The organism is Stenotrophomonas sp. PI_27 (assembly GCF_027854495.1).
Taxonomy (GTDB): Bacteria; Pseudomonadota; Gammaproteobacteria; order Xanthomonadales; family Xanthomonadaceae; genus Stenotrophomonas; species Stenotrophomonas pavanii.
On record NZ_JAJNOF010000003.1, the window covers coordinates 61,550 to 81,585 of the forward strand.

Annotated in this window: 16 protein-coding genes; 11 read left to right on the forward strand and 5 right to left on the reverse strand. The window is 64.8% G+C overall.

Features of this window, described 5'->3' with window-relative positions:
* Positions 1 to 116: 116 nt before the first annotated feature.
* The 5 genes from mnmE to rpmH form a co-directional block, all read right to left on the reverse strand.
* Entirely contained in the window at positions 117 to 1,466 is a 1,350-nt protein-coding gene (gene mnmE / locus LRM18_RS04500) for a tRNA uridine-5-carboxymethylaminomethyl(34) synthesis GTPase MnmE (RefSeq protein WP_270951663.1), read from the reverse strand.
* Between the two features lie 3 nt (positions 1,467 to 1,469).
* Entirely contained in the window at positions 1,470 to 4,142 is a 2,673-nt protein-coding gene (locus LRM18_RS04505; protein ID WP_270951665.1) for a polysaccharide deacetylase family protein, read from the reverse strand.
* 177 nt (positions 4,143 to 4,319) lie between these two features.
* The gene (gene yidC / locus LRM18_RS04510; RefSeq protein ID WP_049468400.1) at positions 4,320 to 6,035 is read right to left on the reverse strand and encodes a membrane protein insertase YidC; all 1,716 of its coding nucleotides are present in this window, start codon (positions 6,033 to 6,035) and stop codon (positions 4,320 to 4,322) included.
* Positions 6,035 to 6,529, reverse strand: a complete 495-nt coding sequence (gene rnpA, locus LRM18_RS04515; protein ID WP_074725861.1) for a ribonuclease P protein component — start codon at positions 6,527 to 6,529, stop codon at positions 6,035 to 6,037. Before rnpA ends, yidC begins: the two co-directional genes overlap by 1 nt.
* A 5-nt stretch (positions 6,530 to 6,534) precedes the next feature.
* Positions 6,535 to 6,675, reverse strand: a complete 141-nt coding sequence (gene rpmH, locus LRM18_RS04520; protein WP_005411729.1) for a 50S ribosomal protein L34 — start codon at positions 6,673 to 6,675, stop codon at positions 6,535 to 6,537.
* Positions 6,676 to 6,930: 255 nt separating this feature from the next.
* Here rpmH and dnaA point away from each other — a divergent pair, with 255 nt between their 5' ends.
* The 11 genes from dnaA (at position 6,931) to LRM18_RS04575 (ending at position 19,944) form a co-directional block, all read left to right on the forward strand.
* Positions 6,931 to 8,262: a chromosomal replication initiator protein DnaA gene (dnaA, locus tag LRM18_RS04525; RefSeq protein ID WP_049468402.1), complete on the forward strand. Its 1,332-nt coding sequence runs from the start codon at positions 6,931 to 6,933 to the stop codon at positions 8,260 to 8,262.
* A 275-nt stretch (positions 8,263 to 8,537) separates the two neighbouring features.
* Positions 8,538 to 9,638, forward strand: coding sequence for a DNA polymerase III subunit beta (gene dnaN / locus LRM18_RS04530; protein ID WP_005411731.1), 1,101 nt, complete (start codon positions 8,538 to 8,540; stop codon positions 9,636 to 9,638).
* A 950-nt stretch (positions 9,639 to 10,588) separates the two neighbouring features.
* Complete coding sequence (recF, locus tag LRM18_RS04535; RefSeq protein WP_150828582.1) at positions 10,589 to 11,683, forward strand: DNA replication/repair protein RecF; 1,095 nt, start codon at positions 10,589 to 10,591, stop codon at positions 11,681 to 11,683.
* 112 nt (positions 11,684 to 11,795) lie between these two features.
* Positions 11,796 to 14,255, forward strand: a complete 2,460-nt coding sequence (gyrB, locus tag LRM18_RS04540) for a DNA topoisomerase (ATP-hydrolyzing) subunit B (protein ID WP_049468406.1) — start codon at positions 11,796 to 11,798, stop codon at positions 14,253 to 14,255.
* A gap of 67 nt (positions 14,256 to 14,322) precedes the next feature.
* Positions 14,323 to 15,168, forward strand: a complete 846-nt coding sequence (locus LRM18_RS04545) for a CPBP family intramembrane glutamic endopeptidase (protein ID WP_064237344.1) — start codon at positions 14,323 to 14,325, stop codon at positions 15,166 to 15,168.
* Between the two features lie 71 nt (positions 15,169 to 15,239).
* Positions 15,240 to 16,046 carry a M48 family metallopeptidase gene (locus LRM18_RS04550; protein ID WP_057494890.1) on the forward strand — a complete coding sequence of 269 codons (807 nt, stop codon included), beginning with the start codon at positions 15,240 to 15,242 and terminating at the stop codon, positions 16,044 to 16,046.
* 132 nt (positions 16,047 to 16,178) lie between these two features.
* Complete coding sequence (locus LRM18_RS04555) at positions 16,179 to 17,372, forward strand: tetratricopeptide repeat protein (RefSeq protein WP_053461734.1); 1,194 nt, start codon at positions 16,179 to 16,181, stop codon at positions 17,370 to 17,372.
* Positions 17,373 to 17,626: 254 nt separating this feature from the next.
* Positions 17,627 to 18,184, forward strand: coding sequence for an energy transducer TonB (locus LRM18_RS04560; RefSeq protein WP_172601398.1), 558 nt, complete (start codon positions 17,627 to 17,629; stop codon positions 18,182 to 18,184).
* Positions 18,185 to 18,278: 94 nt separating this feature from the next.
* The gene (gene exbB, locus LRM18_RS04565) at positions 18,279 to 19,040 is read left to right on the forward strand and encodes a TonB-system energizer ExbB (protein ID WP_005411738.1); all 762 of its coding nucleotides are present in this window, start codon (positions 18,279 to 18,281) and stop codon (positions 19,038 to 19,040) included.
* Between the two features lie 61 nt (positions 19,041 to 19,101).
* Entirely contained in the window at positions 19,102 to 19,527 is a 426-nt protein-coding gene (locus LRM18_RS04570; protein ID WP_005421196.1) for a biopolymer transporter ExbD, read from the forward strand.
* 3 nt (positions 19,528 to 19,530) lie between these two features.
* Entirely contained in the window at positions 19,531 to 19,944 is a 414-nt protein-coding gene (locus LRM18_RS04575; protein ID WP_005411740.1) for a biopolymer transporter ExbD, read from the forward strand.
* Positions 19,945 to 20,036 lie beyond the last annotated feature (92 nt).

A 20,036-nucleotide genomic window follows, 5' to 3' on the forward strand; every position in this document is an offset into this window, starting at 1 on the left:
GGCAATGTGACAGGTGGGGGAACCGGGGTCGGATCGCCGCAGGGGCTCCGACCCCGTAGCGATCCCGAGGAGCTCGTTCGGCTGGGTTGCCGGCCAGCGGCCGGCACTGCCAAGGCCTACTTGCCGATGCAGAAACTCGAGAAGATCCTTCCCAGCAGATCATCGGCACTCATCTGCCCGGTGATCTCACCCAGCGCATCATGGGCCAGCCGCAGTTCCTCGGCGGCCAGTTCCAGGTGCTCGTGCGCCAGCTCGCCGTAGGCGAGTTGCGCGTGTTCCTGCGCGCGCTCGATTGCATCCACGTGCCGCGTGCGCGCCGAGAACTCACCGTCCACCTGCTCCCCTGCACCGGCCGAAGCAATCGAACGCAGGCGCGCGTTCAGATCCTCGAGCCCGGCACCGGTGGCGGCCGAGACGAACACGCGGTCCGGATCGTCCAGCGACGGCAACGCCGCCAGCAGGTCCGACTTGTTGTGGATGTAGACCTTGTGCGGCACCGACGCCACGGCCTCGCCCAGCGCGGCTTCGCCGGCCGCCGGATCGCGCGCATCCAGCACGATCAGCGCCAGGTCGGTGCGCTCGATTTCCACGTGGGCGCGGCGCATGCCTTCGCGTTCGATGGCATCGCCGCCGTCGCGCAGGCCAGCGGTGTCGACCAGGGTCAGCTCCAGGCCATCCAGGCGGATGGTTTCGCGCAGGGTGTCGCGGGTGGTGCCGGCGATGTCGGTGACGATGGCACGCTCGCTGCCGGCCAGCGCATTGAGCAATGAACTCTTTCCGGCATTGGGTGGACCGACCAGCACCGCATGCAGGCCATCGCGCAGGCGGCGACCGCGTTCGGCATCGCGGCGCAGCAAGGCCAGATCACTGCGCGCCTGTTCCAGCCCACGCCGCACCTGTGCGCCACCGAGCGTATCCAGCGGTTCGTCGGCAAAGTCGATGGCCGCTTCGACGTGGATGCGCAGCAGCACCAGCTGCTCGACCACGGCCTCGATGCGGCGCGAGAACACGCCGTCCAGCGAGCGACGCGCCGCGCGCGCGGCACGGTTGTCGCCGGCGGCGATCAGGTCGGCGATGGCCTCGGCCTGGGCCAGGTCCAGCTTGCCGTTGAGGAACGCCCGTTCGCTGAACTCACCCGGCCGCGCCTGGCGCGCACCGAGCGCGATGCAGCGCGCGACCAGCTGCTGCAGCAGCACCGGGCTGCCATGGCCCTGCAGTTCCACCACCTCTTCGCCGGTGAAACTGTTCGGTGCGGGGAACCACAGCACGATGCCGTCGTCGATGACTTCGCCCTCGGCATCGCGCAGGCGCGCGTAGTGCGCGTGGCGCGGGCGCAGCGCAGGTGCACCCAGCGCGTGGGCGATGGCCGCGGCACGCGGACCGGACAGGCGCAGCAGGCCGACGCCGCCAGCGCCGGGCGCGCTGGCAATGGCGACGATGGTGTCGGTGTGGATCGCCTCGTTCATCGCTCAGAGTTTCTCCAGCTGCGCGCGCGCCTGGGCCGCACCGCTGCCCTGCGGCTGCAGTGCCAGGTAGGTGGTGTAGGCCTGCTTGGCCTTGGCGTTGTCGCCGGCGTTGAAGTAGGCATCGCCCAGGTTCAGGTGGGCCACGGCGCGCGACGGGTCGATCTTCAGCGTGTTCTCCAGCCAGCGCGAAGCTTCTGCATAGCGCTGCTGGCGGTAGTAGACGAAGCCGAGGTTGTTGGCCGCCTGGGCAAAATCAGGACGCAGCTTCAGCGCTTCGGTGAACTGCGCGGCCGCCTCGTCGTACTGCTTCTCGCGATACAGCTGCAGGCCACGGTCGTTGGCCTGCTGCGCGCGCTGGCGGTCGGAGGCCGGACCGGCGGTGGGCACCACCAGCTTGGCCTTGCCGCCCTGCAGGTCAGCCACGGTCACCGGTGCCTGGCTGTCCTTGGCCTCGCTGGCAGCATCCACCTTGTTGTTCAACGCGATCGCATCGGCAGTCAGCTGGCGTGTGCCGGCGTTGAGGAATTCCTGGCTGTCCGGCACCTGGAACACGAACTCGCCGCCCTGCGAACCGGGCAGGCTGCCGAAGGCCGGGGTCTGGTGCGAGACCGCCGACACCGCCGGCGCCACATAGGCGGCCAGCTCGGTACCGGTGATCAGGCCGTCGCCGTTGAGGTCCCCCTTGCCGGCCAGTGCCTGCAGCAGCACCCAGGTGAACACCGAGTGGCCGTTCGGGCCGGCGTCGGCCACCTGCTGGTCGGCACCACCGGCGGTCAGCATCTGCCGCGCGCTGCGACGCGCGTTCTCGCGCAGGAACGATGAGGACGAGGGGCCACCGCGGGTCAGGCCCAGGCCGCTGTAGCAGGCGTCCATCACGAACATCACGTGCTTGGCCTGCATGCTCTCGGCGATGTTCTGGATGTCGGTCATCGCGATGGCGTCGGTAGCGAATTCCTTCGGATCCGAATCGACCGGGATGATGTAGCCGAGATCGCGCCCGGAGGCCAGCTGGCGGGTCGCGCCATGGCCGGCGAAGAACACGAACACGCGGTCGTTCTTGCCGGTGCGGTCATCGGCCAGGCGGTCGTGGAACGCGGCCAGGATGTTGTTGCGGGTGGCCTGCTCGTTCTTCAGCACGATCACCTGCGAGGACGGGAAGCCGAACTGCCCGGTGAGGGTATCGGCCACCGCCTGCGCGTCATGGCTGGCGTACTCCAGCTTCGGCCATTTGGCGTAGTTGTCGATGCCGACCACGATCGCCCACGACTTCTCGTAGCCGGTGGTGACGGTGGCGGCACCGGTATCGCCCTTGCGCGCACGGGCGACAGTGAAGTCGCGGCCGTTCCAGCCGGCGAACTGGTAGCCATCGGCGATCAGCCGGTCGAGGATCTGCGGCAGTGCCTTCACTGCACGATCGTGGATGTCATGGAACAGGATGATGCCGCGCTGTTCCTTGTTCACCTGGTCCAGCACGCGCTGCACGATCGACTCCGGCACCGGGTCTGCCCAGTCCATCGAGTCGATGTTCCACATGATCGACTTCAGCCCGGCTTCGTTGAGCAGCTGCAGGCCTTCAGCATTGCGCGCGCCATACGGGAAGCGGAACAGCGGTGCGCGCTTGGTGTCGACGTCCTTCAGCAGCGTGTCGGTGTCGAGCACCTGCTGGCGCAGCGCGTCGCCGGTGGTGCGCGACAGCTGGGCGTGGGTCAGGCTGTGGTTGCCCACCGCATAGCCTTCTTCCATCAGGTTGCGGCTGATCTTCGCCATCGGCCCGAGGCTGACCTTGCCATCGGCCTCGACCTTGCCCAGGTTGCGGCCCACCTCGAAGAACACGCCCGGCACGTCGTAGCGCTTGAGGATGGCCACTACTTCGTCGGTGTAGGCCTTGTGCGGGCCATCGTCGAAGGTCAGCACCACCGTCTTGGCCGGCAGGTCGCGGCCGAAGATCTCACGGTCGCTGTCCTTCATCGACATCGGGTAGGGCTCGATCACCCCGTAGTCGCGCAGGATCGCTTCGCGGCTGTAGTCCTTGTGCAGGTGGGCGATGTAATCGTCCCACTTCTCGCGCTTGAGCTCGATGGCGCGGGTGCGCTCGAAGCGGCTGAAGATGCGGGTCAGTTCCTGATTGTAGTTGCGTTCGATCTCGTCGAGCGCTTCCAGGTCCTCGCCGATGCGCTGGTGCAGCTTCACCGCCGGCAGCGAGGAATCGGTACCGACACGCTCATGCAGATCACGCAGCACTTCGCGGAAGGCCAGGCGGTCGGCGTCGAACAGCTCCGGCGCGGACTCGATGTAGTCCAGCACGGTGCCGAGCGTGGCGAAGCGTTGCGGGCTGCCGCCGCGCAGCAGCGTGTCGAACTGCGCGGCGATGGCCGTGCGCTGTTCCAGGCCATCGTGGAACAGCTGCTGGCCCACGCGCGTGGAAGTGCCGCGGTCGGCGGCCGACTGCTGCGCCTCGTCGGCCAGCAGCACGATGATCCGGCGGTAGCCGTCGAGCTGTTTCTGCAGGGCCGCCAGCAACGGTGCGGCCGCGGGATCGGCGGCGGCCGCGGCCCGCGCGCTCGCCTGGGTGACGGTGGTCGCCGGCGCCTTCGCGTCCTGGTCGCCACAGCCGGCAACAACCAGGGTCAACAACAGCGAGGGCAGGAACAGGCGGAACGACGACGCACGCGGCATGGCGGACTCGAAGGTGGGAGGAACGGTGTGCAGGCGATTCTAACGCCGCATGCGAAAAGCCCGCCTTGCGGCGGGCTTCTCGCGTCGATCGGGGCGGTAGAGTCGACTGTTAGTCGACTGCTCGTCCGCCAGTCGACTAACAGTCGACTCTACAAAGCAGGTGACCTGCGGTCGGGATTACTTTTTCTTGACCGGGGCCGGCGCGGTGGTGGCCGCCACCGGCTCGCCGCCATGGCGCTTGGTCATCCACCACTGCTGCAGCAGGCCCAGGCCGCCGTTGACCACCCAGTACAGGACCAGGCCGGACGGCATGAAGGCCATCATGACGCCGAACACCAGCGGCATGAACTGCATCATCTTCTGCTGCATCGGGTCCATGCCCGGCGCCGGGGTCAGCTTCTGGGTGAACCACATCACCGCCACGTTGATCACCGGCAGGATGAAGTACGGGTCGCGTGCGGTCAGGTCCTGGATCCAGCCGAACCAGGGCGCCTGGCGCAGTTCGACCGATTCCACCAGCACCCAGTACAGGGCGAAGAAGATCGGCATCTGGATGAGGATCGGCAGGCAGCCGCCCATCGGATTGATCTTTTCCTTCTTGTACAGCTCCATCATCGCGGTCTGGAACTTCTGGCGGTCATCGCCATAGCGTTCCTTCAACTGCGCGATGCGCGGCTGGAAACGACGCATCTTCGCGCCGCTCTTGTACTGGGTCGCCGACAGCGGGTACAGCACCAGCTTCAGCAGCACCACCAGGCCGACAATCGCCCAGCCCCAGTTGCCGACCAGCTTGTGCACCTGGTTCAGCACCCAGAACAGGCCCTGGCCGATCACCGCCATCATCGAGAAGCGGCTGTAGTCGACCACGCGGTCCAGGCCCGGCACGTCTTCCTTGGCGATCAGGTTGACCAGCTTCGGGCCGACCCACAGGCGGGCCTCGGTGCTGGTGGACTGGCCCGGGGCCAGGGTGAAGGCCGGGCCACGCGCTTCGATCAGGTCACGACCGGCCACCTGCGACAGCACGTAGTGCGCGGTCTGGTCCTTCTGCGGAATCCAGGCGGTGAAGAAGTGGTGCTGCAGCATCGCCAGCCAGCCGCCGGTGATGTTCTGGTTCAGCGTGCCGTCTTCCAGGTAGTCCTTGAACGCACGACGCTGGTACTTCTTGTCGTTGTCGTACCAGGTGGCGCCGTTGAAGCTGAAGGAATCCGGGTTGGTCATGCTCCGCGACAGGATGGTCGGGGTACGGTCCAGGGTGCGGTAGACGTAACCGTTCCACGGGGCGGTGCCGGCGTTGCTGACTTCATCCTTGAAGCGCACGGCGTACTCGTTGCGCGACACGGTCAGGGTGCGCTTGATGGTCACGCCGTTGTCAGCGGTCCACACGAACGGGATCTGCAGCTCGTTCTGGCCCTTGGCCAGCACGAAGTCCTTGGTGTCGCCCACCAGCTTGAAGCCGTCAGCGCCGGGAACCGGGGTGTTCTTGTCCTCGCTGGCCCAACCACTGATCGCGCTGTACGGATGCGCGGGGTCCTCGGTCAGCAGGCGTACCGGCGGGCTGCCTTCGTCCTTGGTCTGCGGGAACTGCAGCAGCTCGGCGTCGAGCACGCGGCCGCCATCGAGCACCAGGCGCAGCACGTCGGTGGTGACGGTCACGCGCTGGCTGGCCGGGGTCGCGCTGGCCTGCGCCTGCACCGCCGCCTGGCCGGGGGCACCCGGGACCTGGGCGCTGGGGATGCTGCCCGGGGTCGCGCCCGGAACGCTCTGTGCGGCGGCCGGGGCCGACGTGGTCGTCGGTGCCGGGGTGGGGGCAGCCTTTTCACGGCTCCACTCCATCCACAGCAGCACGGCCACCATCAGCCAGGCAAAAATGAGGAATACGCGGGTCTGGTTCATCAGCGGACAGGCTCGGCGGGGCCGGGACGCGATGCCGGCTCGGTCAAAGAAGGAGTTGCGATGCCATCAGGCGGCGGCATTGTGCCGTCCACGCCCGGCGCGGGCAATGCACGCAGGCGACGCAGCAGGCGCAGGAAGGCCTGGCGGATCTCGTCGTTGCTGGCGGAACGCGCAGCACTACGGGCCACGACGACGAAGTCGCCTGGCTGGATTTCGGTACGTGTCTGACGCAGGATGTCGCGCAGGACGCGCTTGATCCGGTTACGCCCCACGGCGTTCGGATCGACCTTGCGGGAAACCGCCAGACCCAGCCTGGCCGGCCGGTCAGCCGGCAGCCAGTGCAGGGTCATCAGCGGATCGGACACACGGCGGGCGCCGTTGAAGACCGTTGAATATTCGGCACGCGTGCGAACCCGCGCAGAGCGAGGGAATCGCTTGCGCGGGTCTGCAGTATTCACTGTCGAAGGGATTGCGTCTGCCGCGAGGTGCGGCATGGCAATCAGGCGCTCAGGACTTTGCGGCCCTTGGCGCGGCGACGCGACAGGATCTTGCGGCCGTCAGCGGTCTTCATACGGGCACGGAAACCGTGGTCGCGCTTACGCTTGAGGTTGCTGGGCTGGTAGGTGCGCTTCGTGGCCATTGGGGGCCTCTCGTATGAATGGGACGGAAAGAACCGGAAATTCTAGAGAGGTACCCTGCCCCGCGTCAAGCCCTGACAGCTACGCGAATTCACCGGGCTGTGCAATAGCTGTGGATGTTTTTGTGAATAAGTAGGGGACAAGCATTCCGAAGGCGGGCGCTCGGTGGTAGTCTGAGCCATCCATTTCCCCCCTTTCCGGCCTGTGTCTGGGCGCCTTGTCGCGTCCATGCCCCGGCCACCGGACGATTATTGCTGATGGATGCCTGGTCCCGTAGTCTCGAGCGCCTTGAAGCGGAGTTCCCGCCGGAAGACGTTCACACCTGGTTGAAGCCGCTGCAGGCCGATCTGCGCGCGGACAGCCTGGTGCTGTATGCACCGAATGCCTTCATCGTCGACCAGGTACGCGAGCTGTACCTGGCCCGTATCCGCGAGCTGCTGGCCCATTTCGCCGGCTTCAGCGACGTTTTTCTTGAAATCGGCTCGCGCCCACGGCCGGTGGAAGCGCAGAACGCGGCCGTTTCCGCGCCGTCGGCGCACATCGCCAGTGAGCCGCAGGTGCCGTTCGCCGGCAATCTGGACAGCCACTACACGTTCGCCAACTTCGTTGAAGGCCGCAGCAACCAGCTGGGTCTGGCTGCTGCCTTCCAGGCAGCGCAGAAACCGGGCGATCGCGCGCACAACCCGCTGCTGCTGTACGGAGGCACCGGCCTGGGCAAGACCCACCTGATGTTCGCCGCCGGCAACGCCATGCGCCAGGCCAATCCAGGTGCGAAGGTGCTGTACCTGCGTTCGGAACAGTTCTTCAGCGCGATGATCCGGGCCCTGCAGGAAAAGACCATGGATCAGTTCAAGCGCCAGTTCCAGCAGGTCGACGCGCTGCTGATCGATGACATCCAGTTCTTTGCCGGCAAGGACCGCACGCAGGAAGAGTTCTTCCACACCTTCAACGCGTTGTTCGATGGCAAGCAGCAGATCATCCTGACCTGCGATCGCTATCCACGCGAAGTCGAGGGCCTGGAAGCGCGCCTGAAGTCGCGTCTTGCCTGGGGCCTGTCGGTCGCGATCGAACCGCCGGACTTCGAGACCCGCGCCGCGATCGTGCTGGCCAAGGCACGCGAACGTGGTGCTGAGATTCCCGATGATGTTGCGTTCCTGATCGCCAAGAAGATGCGCTCCAACGTGCGCGACCTCGAGGGCGCGCTGAATACCCTGACCGCCCGCGCCAACTTCACCGGCCGCGCGATCACCACCGAGTTCGCCCAGGAAACCCTGCGCGACCTGCTGCGCGCCCAGCAGCAGGCGATCAGCATTCCCAACATCCAGAAAACCGTTGCCGACTACTACGGCCTGCAGATCAAGGATCTGCTGTCGAAGCGTCGGACCCGCTCGCTGGCCCGCCCCCGTCAGGTCGCCATGGCGCTGACCAAGGAACTGACCGAGCACAGCCTGCCCGAGATCGGCGACGCCTTTGCCGGTCGCGATCACACCACGGTGCTGCACGCCTGCCGCCAGATCCGGACCCTGATGGAAACCGACGGCAAGCTCCGTGAGGACTGGGACAAGCTGATCCGGAAGCTGAGCGAATGATGCACGGATGCCGATGAGGCGTCATCGCACAAAACGGTGCAGAATCCGGTAGCAAGCGCGGGACACGTTGTGGATAAAAATGCCGTTTGAAATCGCAGCAGATTTATCCACAGCTTTCCCCACCCCTTGGGGGTCGGTAATGCAGAGGGTTTCGAGGTCTGAAATACCTTTAATTACAAAGACTTAGCATTGTTTTCCAGCGATTCTGTCTCTACCAGCACCACCAAGCTTTTGATTTATTCCACATTTTTTAAAGCATAGGGGCACGGAACCACATGCGTTTCACACTGCAGCGCGAAGCCTTTCTCAAGCCGTTGGCACAGGTCGTCAACGTGGTCGAACGCCGCCAGACCCTTCCGGTTCTGGCCAATTTCCTGGTCCAGGTGCAGAACGGCCAGCTGTCGCTGACCGGTACCGACCTGGAAGTGGAGATGGTGTCGCGGATCGCGGTTGAAGATGCCCAGGACGGCGAAACCACCATTCCCGCCCGCAAGCTGTTCGAGATCATCCGCGCCTTGCCCGACGGCAGCCGGATCACCGTCTCGCAGACCGGTGACAAGATCACCGTGCAGGCCGGTCGCAGCCGTTTCACCCTGGCCACGCTGCCTTCGAACGACTTCCCGTCGGTGGATGAAGTGGAAGCCACCGAGCGCGTCGCCATCGGCGAAGCGACCCTGAAGGAGCTGATCGAGCGCACCGCGTTCGCGATGGCGCAGCAGGACGTGCGCTATTACCTCAACGGCCTGCTGTTCGACCTGCGCGGGGATGCGCTGCGCACCGTGGCGACCGATGGCCATCGCTTGGCACTGTGTGAAACCGATCTGGCCAAGCCGAGCGGTTCCAAGCGACAGATCATCGTGCCGCGCAAGGGCGTGACCGAACTGCAGCGCCTGCTGGAAAGCGGCGATCGCGAGATCGAGCTGGAAGTCGGCCGCAGCCACGTCCGCGTCAAGCGCGACGATGTCACCTTTACCTCCAAGCTGATCGACGGTCGCTTCCCGGATTACGAAGCGGTGATCCCGATCGGTGCCGACCGCGAAGTGAAGGTCGATCGCGAGGCGCTGCGCGCGTCGCTGCAGCGTGCGGCGATCCTCTCCAACGAGAAGTACCGCGGCATCCGCGTGGAAGTCTCGCCGGGCAACCTGAAGATCAGTGCGCACAACCCGGAACAGGAAGAGGCGCAGGAAGAGATCGAAGCCGACACCACCGTCAGCGACCTGGCGATTGGCTTCAACGTGAACTACCTGCTGGATGCCCTTTCGGCCCTGCGCGATGAGGAAGTCATCATCCAGCTGCGCGATTCCAACTCTTCGGCCCTGGTACGTGAATCCAGCAGCGAGAAATCGCGCCACGTGGTGATGCCGCTGCGGCTCTGACAGCGGTCCTGTTCCACGTGGAACCAGACGACGCCCGGGATATTCCCGGGTGTTTTTTTTGGTTCCACGTGGAGCATCGAAACGTGCTTCCGCTGGGCCGGTCTGTGCGGCCGGTTTATCGAGCTTCGGATCGGAGTGAAACAGGCGGTAGGTGTCCCAGGCAATCGCTTGCCCCTGGCCAGGACTCCGGTTCGTCGGACGGCCGCCCGATCAGGAACTCAGTGCTCTTTCCTCAGCCGGGCGGGTTTCCCAGCGGAAGGCGCTGACGCAGGTGAAGGCAGCCGACATCGCGGTGCTCGCGCCTCTGCGAAACGACCCTGTCCACAGGCTGCATTTCCGGCAGATCGGGGCTCGCCTAGCTTCTAAATCTGGGTATAAATCTAAAGCATGGTGGTGATGGTAGCTCCAGATCTGGTGGAAAAACAGGCTATGTTTATGATTTAAAAGATCTTTTTAGGGCTGAAACCCCCTGTATATAGGCCCCACAGCCTGGGGGGGAACCTGTGGATAGTTTCGAGGCCGGTGCAAAGCCGCTTTTTTATCCACAGATTGCCCATACCTTGTGTATAAGTCATACAGTGCCGCTGTGGACAGCGTGAAACGATCGGCGCGAATTTCTTGAAATCTGTGGAACCCTCCAGGACCTTGGGTCTCAGATTTGAAGCAATCTGCAGGAACGGTCGCGGGCTCTCCGTCCGTTATCACGAACCGCTCTCCGTAGACGCGCTGATTTCGCTGAAATCTGGGCGGCTGCTCCCGCCATCGCGGTGCAGAATCGAAGGATTTCGAGGTAACCCGCACGCCATTGCCGCCACGTGGAACAGGGCATCGTTCTGGACTACCCCGCTCCACGCGGTACGTGGTGCCGTCGGCCCCGGCTTGACCGATGCAGTAAGCTGATGGATTCCCCGCCCCCTCTACCGCCCCGTGCGGATGGTCTTTCGCGCCCCATGCTTATCCGCCGCCTCGCCTTGCACCAACTGCGTCGCTTCAGTGCGGTGGACCTTTCGCCCCAGCCGGGACTGAACCTGCTGACTGGCGACAACGGTGCCGGCAAGACCAGCGTGCTGGAGGCCCTGCATCTGATGGCGTACGGGCGGAGCTTCCGAGGCCGGGTACGCGATGGTCTGGTGCGCCAGGGCCAGGAAGCCCTGGAAATCTTCGTCGAATGGGACGAACAACGCGCGAACCACCCGCCGCACCGCCGGAAGGCCGGCCTGCGCCACAGTGGCCAGGACTGGAAGGGACGATTGGACGGTGAGGACGTGGCCCAGCTGGGCAATCTATGCGCAGCGCTGGCCGTCGTGACGTTCGAGCCCGGCAGCCACGCGCTGGTCAGTGGAGGCGGTGAACCCCGTCGCCGTTTCCTCGATTGGGGCTTGTTCCACGTGGAACCTGATTTCCTGTCCCTGTGGCGCCGCTATTCGCGTGCGCTGAAGCAGCGCAACGCCCTGCTCAAGCAAGGCGGGCCGCCACGGATGCTCGATACCTGGGATCATGAGCTCGCCGAGGCCGGAGAACCTCTGACTAGTCGTCGCCAGCACTACCTGGAGCGCTTGCAGCAGCGCACCGTGGCGCTGGCTGCCAGCTTGGCGCCGCAGCTCGGCATCCAGGGCCTGGAACTCAGTGCGGGGTGGCGTCGGCATGAGCTTCCTCTGGCCGATGCCCTGCTTCTGGCACGGGAACGTGACCGCCAGGCCGGTTACACCTCGGTCGGGCCGCACCGGGCCGATTGGAGCGTGGATTTCCACAGCATTCCCGGTCGTGACGCGCTCTCTCGCGGCCAGGCCAAGCTGACGGCATTGGCGTGCCTGCTGGCACAGGCCGAGGACTACGCGGAGCAGCGCGGCGAGTGGCCGGTGATTGCCCTCGACGATCTGGCTTCGGAGCTGGATCGGACCCACCAGGCGCGGGTACTGGAGCGCCTGCTCAGCGGACCGGCACAGATCTTTGTCACTGCCACCGAAACCCCGGCAGCGCTGCAGGAGCTGACCCATATTGCCCGGTTCCACGTGGAACATGCACAGATCGTGGCTGTGCCATAGTGGGCACACCAGGGCCGCTCGACCCCGGCTGGTATAATTCGGGTTGGAATCCTTTCATTCTCGGCACATCGCTCCCGGCGGTGGCCGACCTGCGGAGCCTACGGCAAGCGCAATGAGCGACGAACAGAACACCCCGGCAAACAACGGCAATTACGACGCCAACAGCATTACCGCCCTGGAAGGCCTGGAGGCTGTCCGCAAGCGTCCCGGCATGTACATCGGTGACGTGCATGACGGCACCGGTCTGCACCACATGGTGTTCGAGGTCGTCGACAACTCGATCGACGAAGCGCTGGCCGGCCACGCCGACCACGTTGCAGTGACCATCCACGCCGACGGCTCGGTTTCGGTATCCGACAACGGTCGCGGTATCCCCACCGGCAAGCACGAGCAGATGAGCGCCAAGCTGGGTCGCGAGGTGTCCGCCGCCGAAGTGGTGATGACCGTCCTGCACGCAGGTGGCAAGTTCGACGACAACAGCTACAAGGTGTCCGGCGGCCTGCACGGCGTCGGCGTCAGCGTGGTCAACGCGCTGTCGCAGAAGCTGCTGGTGGATGTGTTCCAGAACGGCTTCCACTACCAGCAGGAATTCAGCAACGGCGCCGCCGTGACTGCACTGGCCAAGCTGGAAACCACCACCAAGCGCGGCACCACCGTGCGCTTCTGGCCGTCGACCGTTGCGTTCCACGACAACGTGGAATTCCACTACGACATCCTGGCCCGTCGCTTGCGCGAGCTGTCGTTCCTGAACTCCGGCGTCAAGATCGTCCTCGCCGACGAGCGCGGTGATGGCCGTCGCGACGACTTCCACTACGAAGGCGGCATCCGCAGCTTCGTGGAGCACCTGGCCCAGCTGAAGACCCCGCTGCATCCGAACGTCATCTCGGTCACCGGCGAGCACAACGGCATCGTCGTGGATGTGGCGCTGCAGTGGACCGACTCCTACCAGGAGACGATGTACTGCTTCACCAACAACATTCCGCAGAAGGACGGCGGCACCCACCTCGCCGGTTTCCGCGGTGCGCTGACCCGCGTGCTCAACAACTACATCGAGCAGAACGGCATCGCCAAGCAGGCCAAGATCAACCTGACCGGCGACGACATGCGCGAAGGCATGATCGCGGTGCTGTCGGTGAAAGTGCCGGACCCGAGCTTCTCCAGCCAGACCAAGGAAAAGCTGGTCAGCTCCGACGTGCGCCCGGCAGTGGAAAACGCCTTCGGTGCACGCCTGGAAGAGTTCCTGCAGGAAAACCCCAACGAAGCCAAGGCGATCGCCGGCAAGATCGTTGACGCCGCGCGTGCACGTGAAGCCGCGCGCAAGGCCCGCGACCTGACCCGCCGCAAGGGCGCACTGGACATCGCCGGCCTGCCGGGCAAGCTGGCCGACTGCCAGGAAAAGGATCCGGCGCTGTCCGAACTGTTCATCGTCGAGGGTGACTCGGCAGGTGGCTCGGCCAAGCAGGGCCGCAACCGAAAGAACCAGGCCGTGCTGCCGCTGCGCGGCAAGATCCTCAACGTGGAACGTGCCCGCTTCGACCGCATGCTGTCCTCCGACCAGGTCGGTACGCTGATCACTGCGCTGGGCACCGGCATCGGCCGTGACGAGTACAACCCGGACAAGCTGCGCTACCACAAGATCATCATCATGACCGACGCCGACGTCGACGGCGCCCACATCCGCACCCTGCTGCTGACGTTCTTCTACCGTCAGATGCCGGAGCTGATCGAGCGCGGTTACGTCTACATCGGCCTGCCGCCGCTGTACAAGATCAAGCAGGGCAAGCAGGAGCTGTACCTGAAGGACGACCCCGCGCTGGACAGCTACCTGGCCAGCAGTGCGGTGGAAAACGCCACGCTGGTGCCGGCCACCGGCGAACCAGGCATCGAAGGCCTGGCGCTGGAAAAACTGCTGCTGGCCTACGCCGCCGCGCAGGATTCGATCGAGCGCAACGCCCACCGTTACGACCGCAACCTGCTCGAGGCGCTGGTTGATTTCGTGCCGATGGACATGGAGAGCCTGCGCAGTGCCGGCGACGGTGAAGGCCTGGATGCACTGGCCAAGCGCCTCAACCAGGGCAGCCTGGGCAGCCCGCGCTTCAGCCTGGAGCTGCAGGAAGCCAACGATGAGCGTCCGGCCGCCGTGCTGGTGACCCGTCGCCACATGGGCGAGCAGCACATCCAGGTGCTGCCGATGTCGGCGTTCGAGAGTGGTGAACTGCGCGCCATCCACCAGGCGTCGAAGCTGCTGCACGGCCTGGTCCGCGAGGGCGCGACGATTTCCCGCGGCGCCAAGTCGATCGAAGTCGACAGCTTTGCCAAGGCGCAGAGCTGGCTGCTCGAGGAAGCCAAGCGCGGTCGCCAGATCCAGCGATTCAAGGGTCTGGGTGAAATGAATCCGGAGCAGCTGTGGGACACCACCGTGAATCCGGAAACCCGTCGGCTGTTGCAGGTGCGCATCGAAGACGCCGTCGCAGCTGACCAGATCTTCAGCACCCTGATGGGCGATGTCGTCGAGCCGCGTCGCGATTTCATCGAAGACAATGCGCTGAAGGTCGCCAACCTGGATATCTGACACAATCGGCAGCCGGCCGGTGCGCGGGGAGGCGCACCGGCCTCTGTCCCTTGAACGCAGGTATCTGATGTCCGTTTCCGCCCCGGCTTCCGCTCCGCCTCCGGTTCCGCCCGCGTCTGTCCCGCCGCGTGCCGTGGCCCCGCTGGCAGGTTTCTTCATCGACCTGGGTATTGCCGCGATCACCGTGATCGGCCTGAGCATGGTCAGTGGCCTGTTCTGGGGCTTCTACCGCGCGATCATGGTCAGCCGTGCCAATGCGGATGCCAACGGCGGCGCGCTGTCGCCGGATGCCGTCGGCGCAGCGGTCGGCCAGCCCGGTGCCCTGGCGCAGATCCTGATGGCGTTGATCGCTACCGGCGGCGCGGCACTGCTGCTGTACTTCTGGCGGCGTCCGGCAAGCGTCAGTGAACGCCAGGCCTCGCGGCAGGCGCTGCTGAGGCCGTCCACGTGGGGGTGGACCCTGCTGATGGCGACCCTGATCGTACTCGGCAGCAACGGCATCGCCTTCCTTTCCAGGCAGTTCGGGATCGAGCCGGTGCCGACCAACGTGGAACTGATGCAGAGCGCGATCGCGCGCTTCCCACTGTTCCTGGTGCTGTTTGCGGTGGTCCTCGCGCCGGCGTACGAAGAACTGCTGTTCCGCCGCGTCCTGTTCGGGCGCCTGTGGCAGGCCGGCCGCCCCTGGCTGGGCCTGGTCCTCAGCAGCCTGGCCTTCGCGCTGGTCCATGAAGTGCCCGGTGTCAGCAAGAACTCGCTGCTGGGCATGGCGCAGCTGTGGCTGGTCTACGGCGGCATGGGCGCCGCCTTCTGCTGGCTGTACCGGCGTACCGGCACCCTGTGGGCGGCCATCGCCGCGCATGCGCTGAACAACGCGGTGGCGCTGGCCGCAATGGTGTTCCTGGGGTCAACGTAACGCTGTGCCCGCTTGACGAAAGATTAAGCAGGTACGCTACACACTGCGCACATGAACACGGGGGCGGACCCATGAAACAACTGCTGCTGGCTCTAGTCATCACCACCGTCGTCAGTGCCTGCGCGACCACGACCTCGCCTACCGGACGACGGCAGATGGTGGGCGGCGTGTCGCAGGCACAGCTGGACCAGCTCGGCGCGCAGGCGTTTGCCGAGACCAAGCAGAAAGAGAAGATCAGCACCGATGGCCGCCAGAACGGCTACGTGCAGTGCGTGGTCAACGCGCTGGTGGCGCAGTTGCCGCCCCAGTACCGTGGCGTACGGTGGGAGACGGCGGTCTTTGTCGACAAGGAACCCAACGCGTTCGCCCTTCCCGGCGGCAAGGTGGGCGTCAATACCGGCATCTTCACCGTCGCCAAGAACCAGGATCAGCTGGCTGCCGTGATCGGCCACGAAATCGGCCATGTGATCGCCCGCCACCACGAAGAGCGCATTACGCGCCAGATGAGCGCGCAGACCGGCCTGGCTGTTGCCGGTGCCTTGGTTGGAGCTTATGCAGGTGAGTCGGCAGCCAACGCACTGAACCAGTTCGGTGGCATGGGTGCGCAGGCGGCGTTTCTGCTGCCAGGCTCGCGGACCCAGGAAAGCGAGGCCGATGTCATCGGCCAACGGCTGATGGCCCAGGCCGGCTTCAACCCGGCGCAGGCGGTCGATCTGTGGCAGAACATGATGGCGGCCAGCGGTGGTCGCAGCCCGCAGTGGCTGTCCACCCACCCCGATCCGGCCAACCGGATCCAGGAACTGCGCCGTGATGCACCGGGCCTGACGCCGGTGTACCAGCAGGCGCAGGCGGCCGGGCTGCGGCCAAAGTGCGGATGAGTGCGCAGTTCTATGCTGTATTGCAGCACATAAAACGATTTCTCACGCCATCTGTTTCTGATACGTTTGGCGGCTCAGATTTTTCTGACAGTCCGACTTTGCCGCTATCCGGCGGTTCGATCGAGGTGAACGATGATTTTCCGTAACCACAAAGCTGTGCTTTCCGTCCTCGTCGCGACCGCCCTGACCGGCGCCGTGGTCACCGATGCCTTTGCGCAGTCCTCGCGTTCCTCCGACCGTGGCAGCCGCGGCGGCAGCAGCAAGCAGGCCAAGGCCGAACCGCTGTACCCGAATGCGACCCGCCAGGAGCCGACCGCCAAGGCCTCGGCCAAGATGGGCAGCAAGCTGCAGAAAATGATTGACAGCTACAACAAGGAAAAGTTCCCGGAAACGCGTGAGCAGGCCGACGCGATCCTGGCCGACAGCGCGTCCAACGAGTACGACAAGTCGCTGGCCGCGCAGCTGGCCTCGCAGGCGGCGTACCAGACCGACGACGTGCCGGGCGCGATCGCGTACCTGAAGCAGGCGATCCAGTTCAACGGCCTGGACAACAACGGTCACTTCCAGTCGATGCTGATGCTCGGCCAGCTGCAGCTGCAGGAAGACCAGACCGCCGAAGGCCTGGCCACCCTGGACAAGTACTTCGCCGAGAGCAAGTCGACCAAGCCGGAAGAGCTGATCGCCAAGGGCCAGGCGCTGTACCAGCTGGAGCGCTACCAGGAAGCGATCCCGGTGCTGAAGCAGGCCATTGCCGGTGCCACCGAGCCGAAGGACAACTGGAACCAGCTGCTGATGGCTGCCCTGTCCGAAGCCGGCCAGACCGGTGAGGCGGTGCAGGCCGCAGAAGCGCTGGCGGCCAAGAACCCGAATGACAAGAAGGCCCAGCTGAACCTGGCCAACATGTACATGCAGGCTGACCAGATGCCGAAGGCCGCCGCGGTGATGGACAAGCTGCGCAGCAGCGGCCAGCTCACCGACGAGCGCGAGTACAAGCAGCTGTACTCGATCTATGCCAACACCGAGAACAAGGAAAAGGACGTCATCGCGGTCATCAACGAAGGGTTGCAGAAGGGCATCCTGAAGCCGGACTACCAGGTCTACCTGGCGCTGGCCCAGTCCTACTACTACTCCGACCAGGTGCCGCAGGCGATCGACGCGTGGCAGAAGGCCGCCCCGCTCTCCAAGGACGGTGAGACCTACCTGAACCTGGCACGCGTCCTGCATGCCGAAGGTCGCATCCCGGAGGCCAAGCAGGCCGCCCAGCAGGCGCTGGCGAAGGGTGTGAAGAACCAGGCTGATGCCAAGAAAATCATCAACCTGAAGTAAGTAGGAATAACGCCTGAACGCCTGCTCAGTTGATGCGCAGGCGCTCAGGATTGGTATAAGCTTGGAGGTTCCTGCGGTGTCATGCACCGCTGATCAGGGATTCCGCCCCCGGCATCCCGGCCCCACTATTGAGCTCTTGGCGCATGACGGAACAACTAGTCGTTCACCGGTACGAACAACCCGATGACAAGGGGCTGAGCTGGCCTCGCATCGTCGGCATCGCGTTTGTAATTGCCCTGCATCTGGCCGCCTTCATGATGCTCCTCATTCCCGCCGTGGCTCCCAAGGCCGTCGCGGAGAAGGAGCGCAACGTCATGGTGACCATCGTCGACGCGCCGCCGCCGCCCCCACCGCCGCCGCCGCCGCCGCCGCCGCAGGATACTCCGCCACCGCCGGTGAAGAATCTGTCGCCGCCGAAGCCGTCGCCCGTACCGCCGCCGCCGCAGGCGCCGGTCGTGGACGTGCCGGAGCCGCGCCCGAACGATATCGTCACCCCGCCGTCGCCCCCGTCGCCGCCGGCTCCGCCGACCTCGATCGAGGCCAGCGTGGACATCTCGTCGAAGGCCATGAATCCGCCGCGCTACCCGCCGGCCGCCTTCCGCGCCGGTATCCAGGGCGAAGTGATCCTGATCATTGATGTCGATGCCAACGGCAACGTCACCAATGTCACGGTGGAAAAGTCCAGCCGTAACCGCGACCTGGACCGTGCTGCGATGGAAGCAGCTCGCAAGTGGCGCTTCAACGCCGCTGAATCTGGCGGTAAGAAGGCGGCAGGTCGCGTTCGCGTCCCGGTCAACTTTGCGCTGAACTGATGCGTCCGGGTGGCCCTCCGGCCACCCCCGCTCCCGGTTCGATTGTTTAGCTTAGCTACACCCTTTATCACCACACACAACAAAGGTAAGCGTCATGCTGCAGGAAATTTTCATCGCCGCTGCTGCCGGGGGCAATCCGTCCAACGCCCTGTCGCAGATGGGCTTCGAGCACCTGATCCACGAAATGACCACCAAGCCGGGTGATTTCGCGGTTTCCTGGGTCGTGCTGCTGACCCTGATCGCAATGTCGGCCATGTCCTGGTACTGGACCGTCATCAACATCTTCCGTGCTACCCGCCTGAAGAGCGCCGCTGACCGCGTCGTCAGCCTGTTCTGGGACACCCCGAACGCGCAGGACGCCATCCGTGCGATGGAAGAGCAGCCGGCTTCGGAGCCGTTCTCGAAGATCGCCCTGGACGCTGCCCAGGCCGCTGCCCACCACCAGCGCGCTGAAGGCGGTGCTACCGGCGGCGTCGGTGAGAACCTGAGCCGTTCGGAGTTCGTCGACCGCGCCCTGCGCCAGGCCGTGACCCGCGAAAGCAACAAGCTGCAGTCGGGCATGACCCTGCTGGCCACCGTCGGTGCAACCGCTCCGTTCGTCGGTCTGCTGGGTACCGTGTGGGGCATCTACGGCGCGCTGATCAAGATCGGTGCCACCGGCTCCGCTTCGATCGACGCCGTTGCCGGCCCGGTGGGTGAAGCGCTGATCATGACCGCGATCGGTCTGTTCGTCGCAATCCCGGCCGTGTTCGCCTTCAACTTCTTCAGCAAGATCAACAGCGCGACCATCAGCAAGTTCGATACCTTCGCGCACGACCTGCACGACTTCTTCGCCACCGGTTCGCGCGTCCGCTAATTGCGGCGCGCGTCACCCAGCGACGAAGTAAGTAGTCACCAAGATCTAGACGGAGCCCGTTATGGCTTTCAGTAGTGGTAACAGCGGCGGCCCCATGGCCGACATCAACGTTACGCCCCTCGTGGACGTGATGCTGGTGCTGCTGATCATCTTCATCATCACGGCGCCCCTGATGTCCCACAAGGTCAAGGTGGATCTGCCGGAAGCCAACCTGATCCAGAAGCCGGAAGATGCTGAAAAGCGTCCGAACCCGATCACGCTGGCAGTCAAGGAAGACGGCTCGATCTACTGGAACGACGAAGAAATCAACAAGCAGACTCTCGAGTCCCGCTTGGCGACCGCCGCACAGCAGACCCCGCAGCCGCCGCTGAACCTGCGTGGTGACCGCACCACCAAGATGCGCGTCATCAACGACCTGACCAAGGTCGCGCAGGAACAGGGCATGCTGGACGTCGGCTTCGTTGCAACCAAAGAAAAGGGGCAATAAGCCATGGCATTCAGTAGTGGTGGTGGCAAGGGCCCCATGGCAGACATCAACGTCACGCCCCTCGTGGACGTGATGCTGGTTCTGCTGATCATCTTCATCGTGACCGCGCCGATCATGACGTACCCGATCGCCGTGGACCTGCCGCAGCGCGTGCTCAACCCACCGCCGCAGCTGGTCGAACCGCCGCCGCCGATCGAGCTGAAGATCGACGCCAGCAACCAGGTCTCGTGGAACAACAGCCCGATCAATACCAGCGAGCTGCAGCAGCGGATGGAGCAGGAGGTCCAGCGTGACCCGACCAACCAGCCGGAACTGCGCATCGACGCCAGCCCGGATTCCGAGTACGACGTGATGGCCAAGGTTCTGGCCGCCGCGAAGAACGCTCAGATGAAGAAGATCGGTTTTGTGCAGCAGTAATCGCTACACCGCAACACAACAGTCATGACGCGACTGCAGACGCCCCTGGAGACAGGGGCGTTTTTTTGTGTTTTCGTCGTGGCGCACGGCTT

What these genes read in the sequence shown, in the direction of transcription:
- rpmH (WP_005411729.1), bottom strand. Translation starts at nt 6,675, where the DNA reads ATGGCCACGAAGCGCACCTACCAGCCCAGCAACCTCAAGCGTAAGCGC.
- dnaN (WP_005411731.1), top strand. Translation starts at nt 8,538, where the DNA reads ATGCGTTTCACACTGCAGCGCGAAGCCTTTCTCAAGCCGTTGGCACAG.
- dnaA (WP_049468402.1), top strand. Translation starts at nt 6,931, where the DNA reads ATGGATGCCTGGTCCCGTAGTCTCGAGCGCCTTGAAGCGGAGTTCCCG.
- LRM18_RS04575 (WP_005411740.1), top strand. Translation starts at nt 19,531, where the DNA reads ATGGCATTCAGTAGTGGTGGTGGCAAGGGCCCCATGGCAGACATCAAC.
- yidC (WP_049468400.1), bottom strand. Translation starts at nt 6,035, where the DNA reads ATGAACCAGACCCGCGTATTCCTCATTTTTGCCTGGCTGATGGTGGCC.
- gyrB (WP_049468406.1), top strand. Translation starts at nt 11,796, where the DNA reads ATGAGCGACGAACAGAACACCCCGGCAAACAACGGCAATTACGACGCC.
- mnmE (WP_270951663.1), bottom strand. Translation starts at nt 1,466, where the DNA reads ATGAACGAGGCGATCCACACCGACACCATCGTCGCCATTGCCAGCGCG.
- rnpA (WP_074725861.1), bottom strand. Translation starts at nt 6,529, where the DNA reads ATGCCGCACCTCGCGGCAGACGCAATCCCTTCGACAGTGAATACTGCA.
- LRM18_RS04545 (WP_064237344.1), top strand. Translation starts at nt 14,323, where the DNA reads ATGTCCGTTTCCGCCCCGGCTTCCGCTCCGCCTCCGGTTCCGCCCGCG.
- LRM18_RS04550 (WP_057494890.1), top strand. Translation starts at nt 15,240, where the DNA reads ATGAAACAACTGCTGCTGGCTCTAGTCATCACCACCGTCGTCAGTGCC.
- recF (WP_150828582.1), top strand. Translation starts at nt 10,589, where the DNA reads ATGCTTATCCGCCGCCTCGCCTTGCACCAACTGCGTCGCTTCAGTGCG.
- LRM18_RS04555 (WP_053461734.1), top strand. Translation starts at nt 16,179, where the DNA reads ATGATTTTCCGTAACCACAAAGCTGTGCTTTCCGTCCTCGTCGCGACC.
- LRM18_RS04570 (WP_005421196.1), top strand. Translation starts at nt 19,102, where the DNA reads ATGGCTTTCAGTAGTGGTAACAGCGGCGGCCCCATGGCCGACATCAAC.
- LRM18_RS04560 (WP_172601398.1), top strand. Translation starts at nt 17,627, where the DNA reads ATGATGCTCCTCATTCCCGCCGTGGCTCCCAAGGCCGTCGCGGAGAAG.
- LRM18_RS04505 (WP_270951665.1), bottom strand. Translation starts at nt 4,142, where the DNA reads ATGCCGCGTGCGTCGTCGTTCCGCCTGTTCCTGCCCTCGCTGTTGTTG.
- exbB (WP_005411738.1), top strand. Translation starts at nt 18,279, where the DNA reads ATGCTGCAGGAAATTTTCATCGCCGCTGCTGCCGGGGGCAATCCGTCC.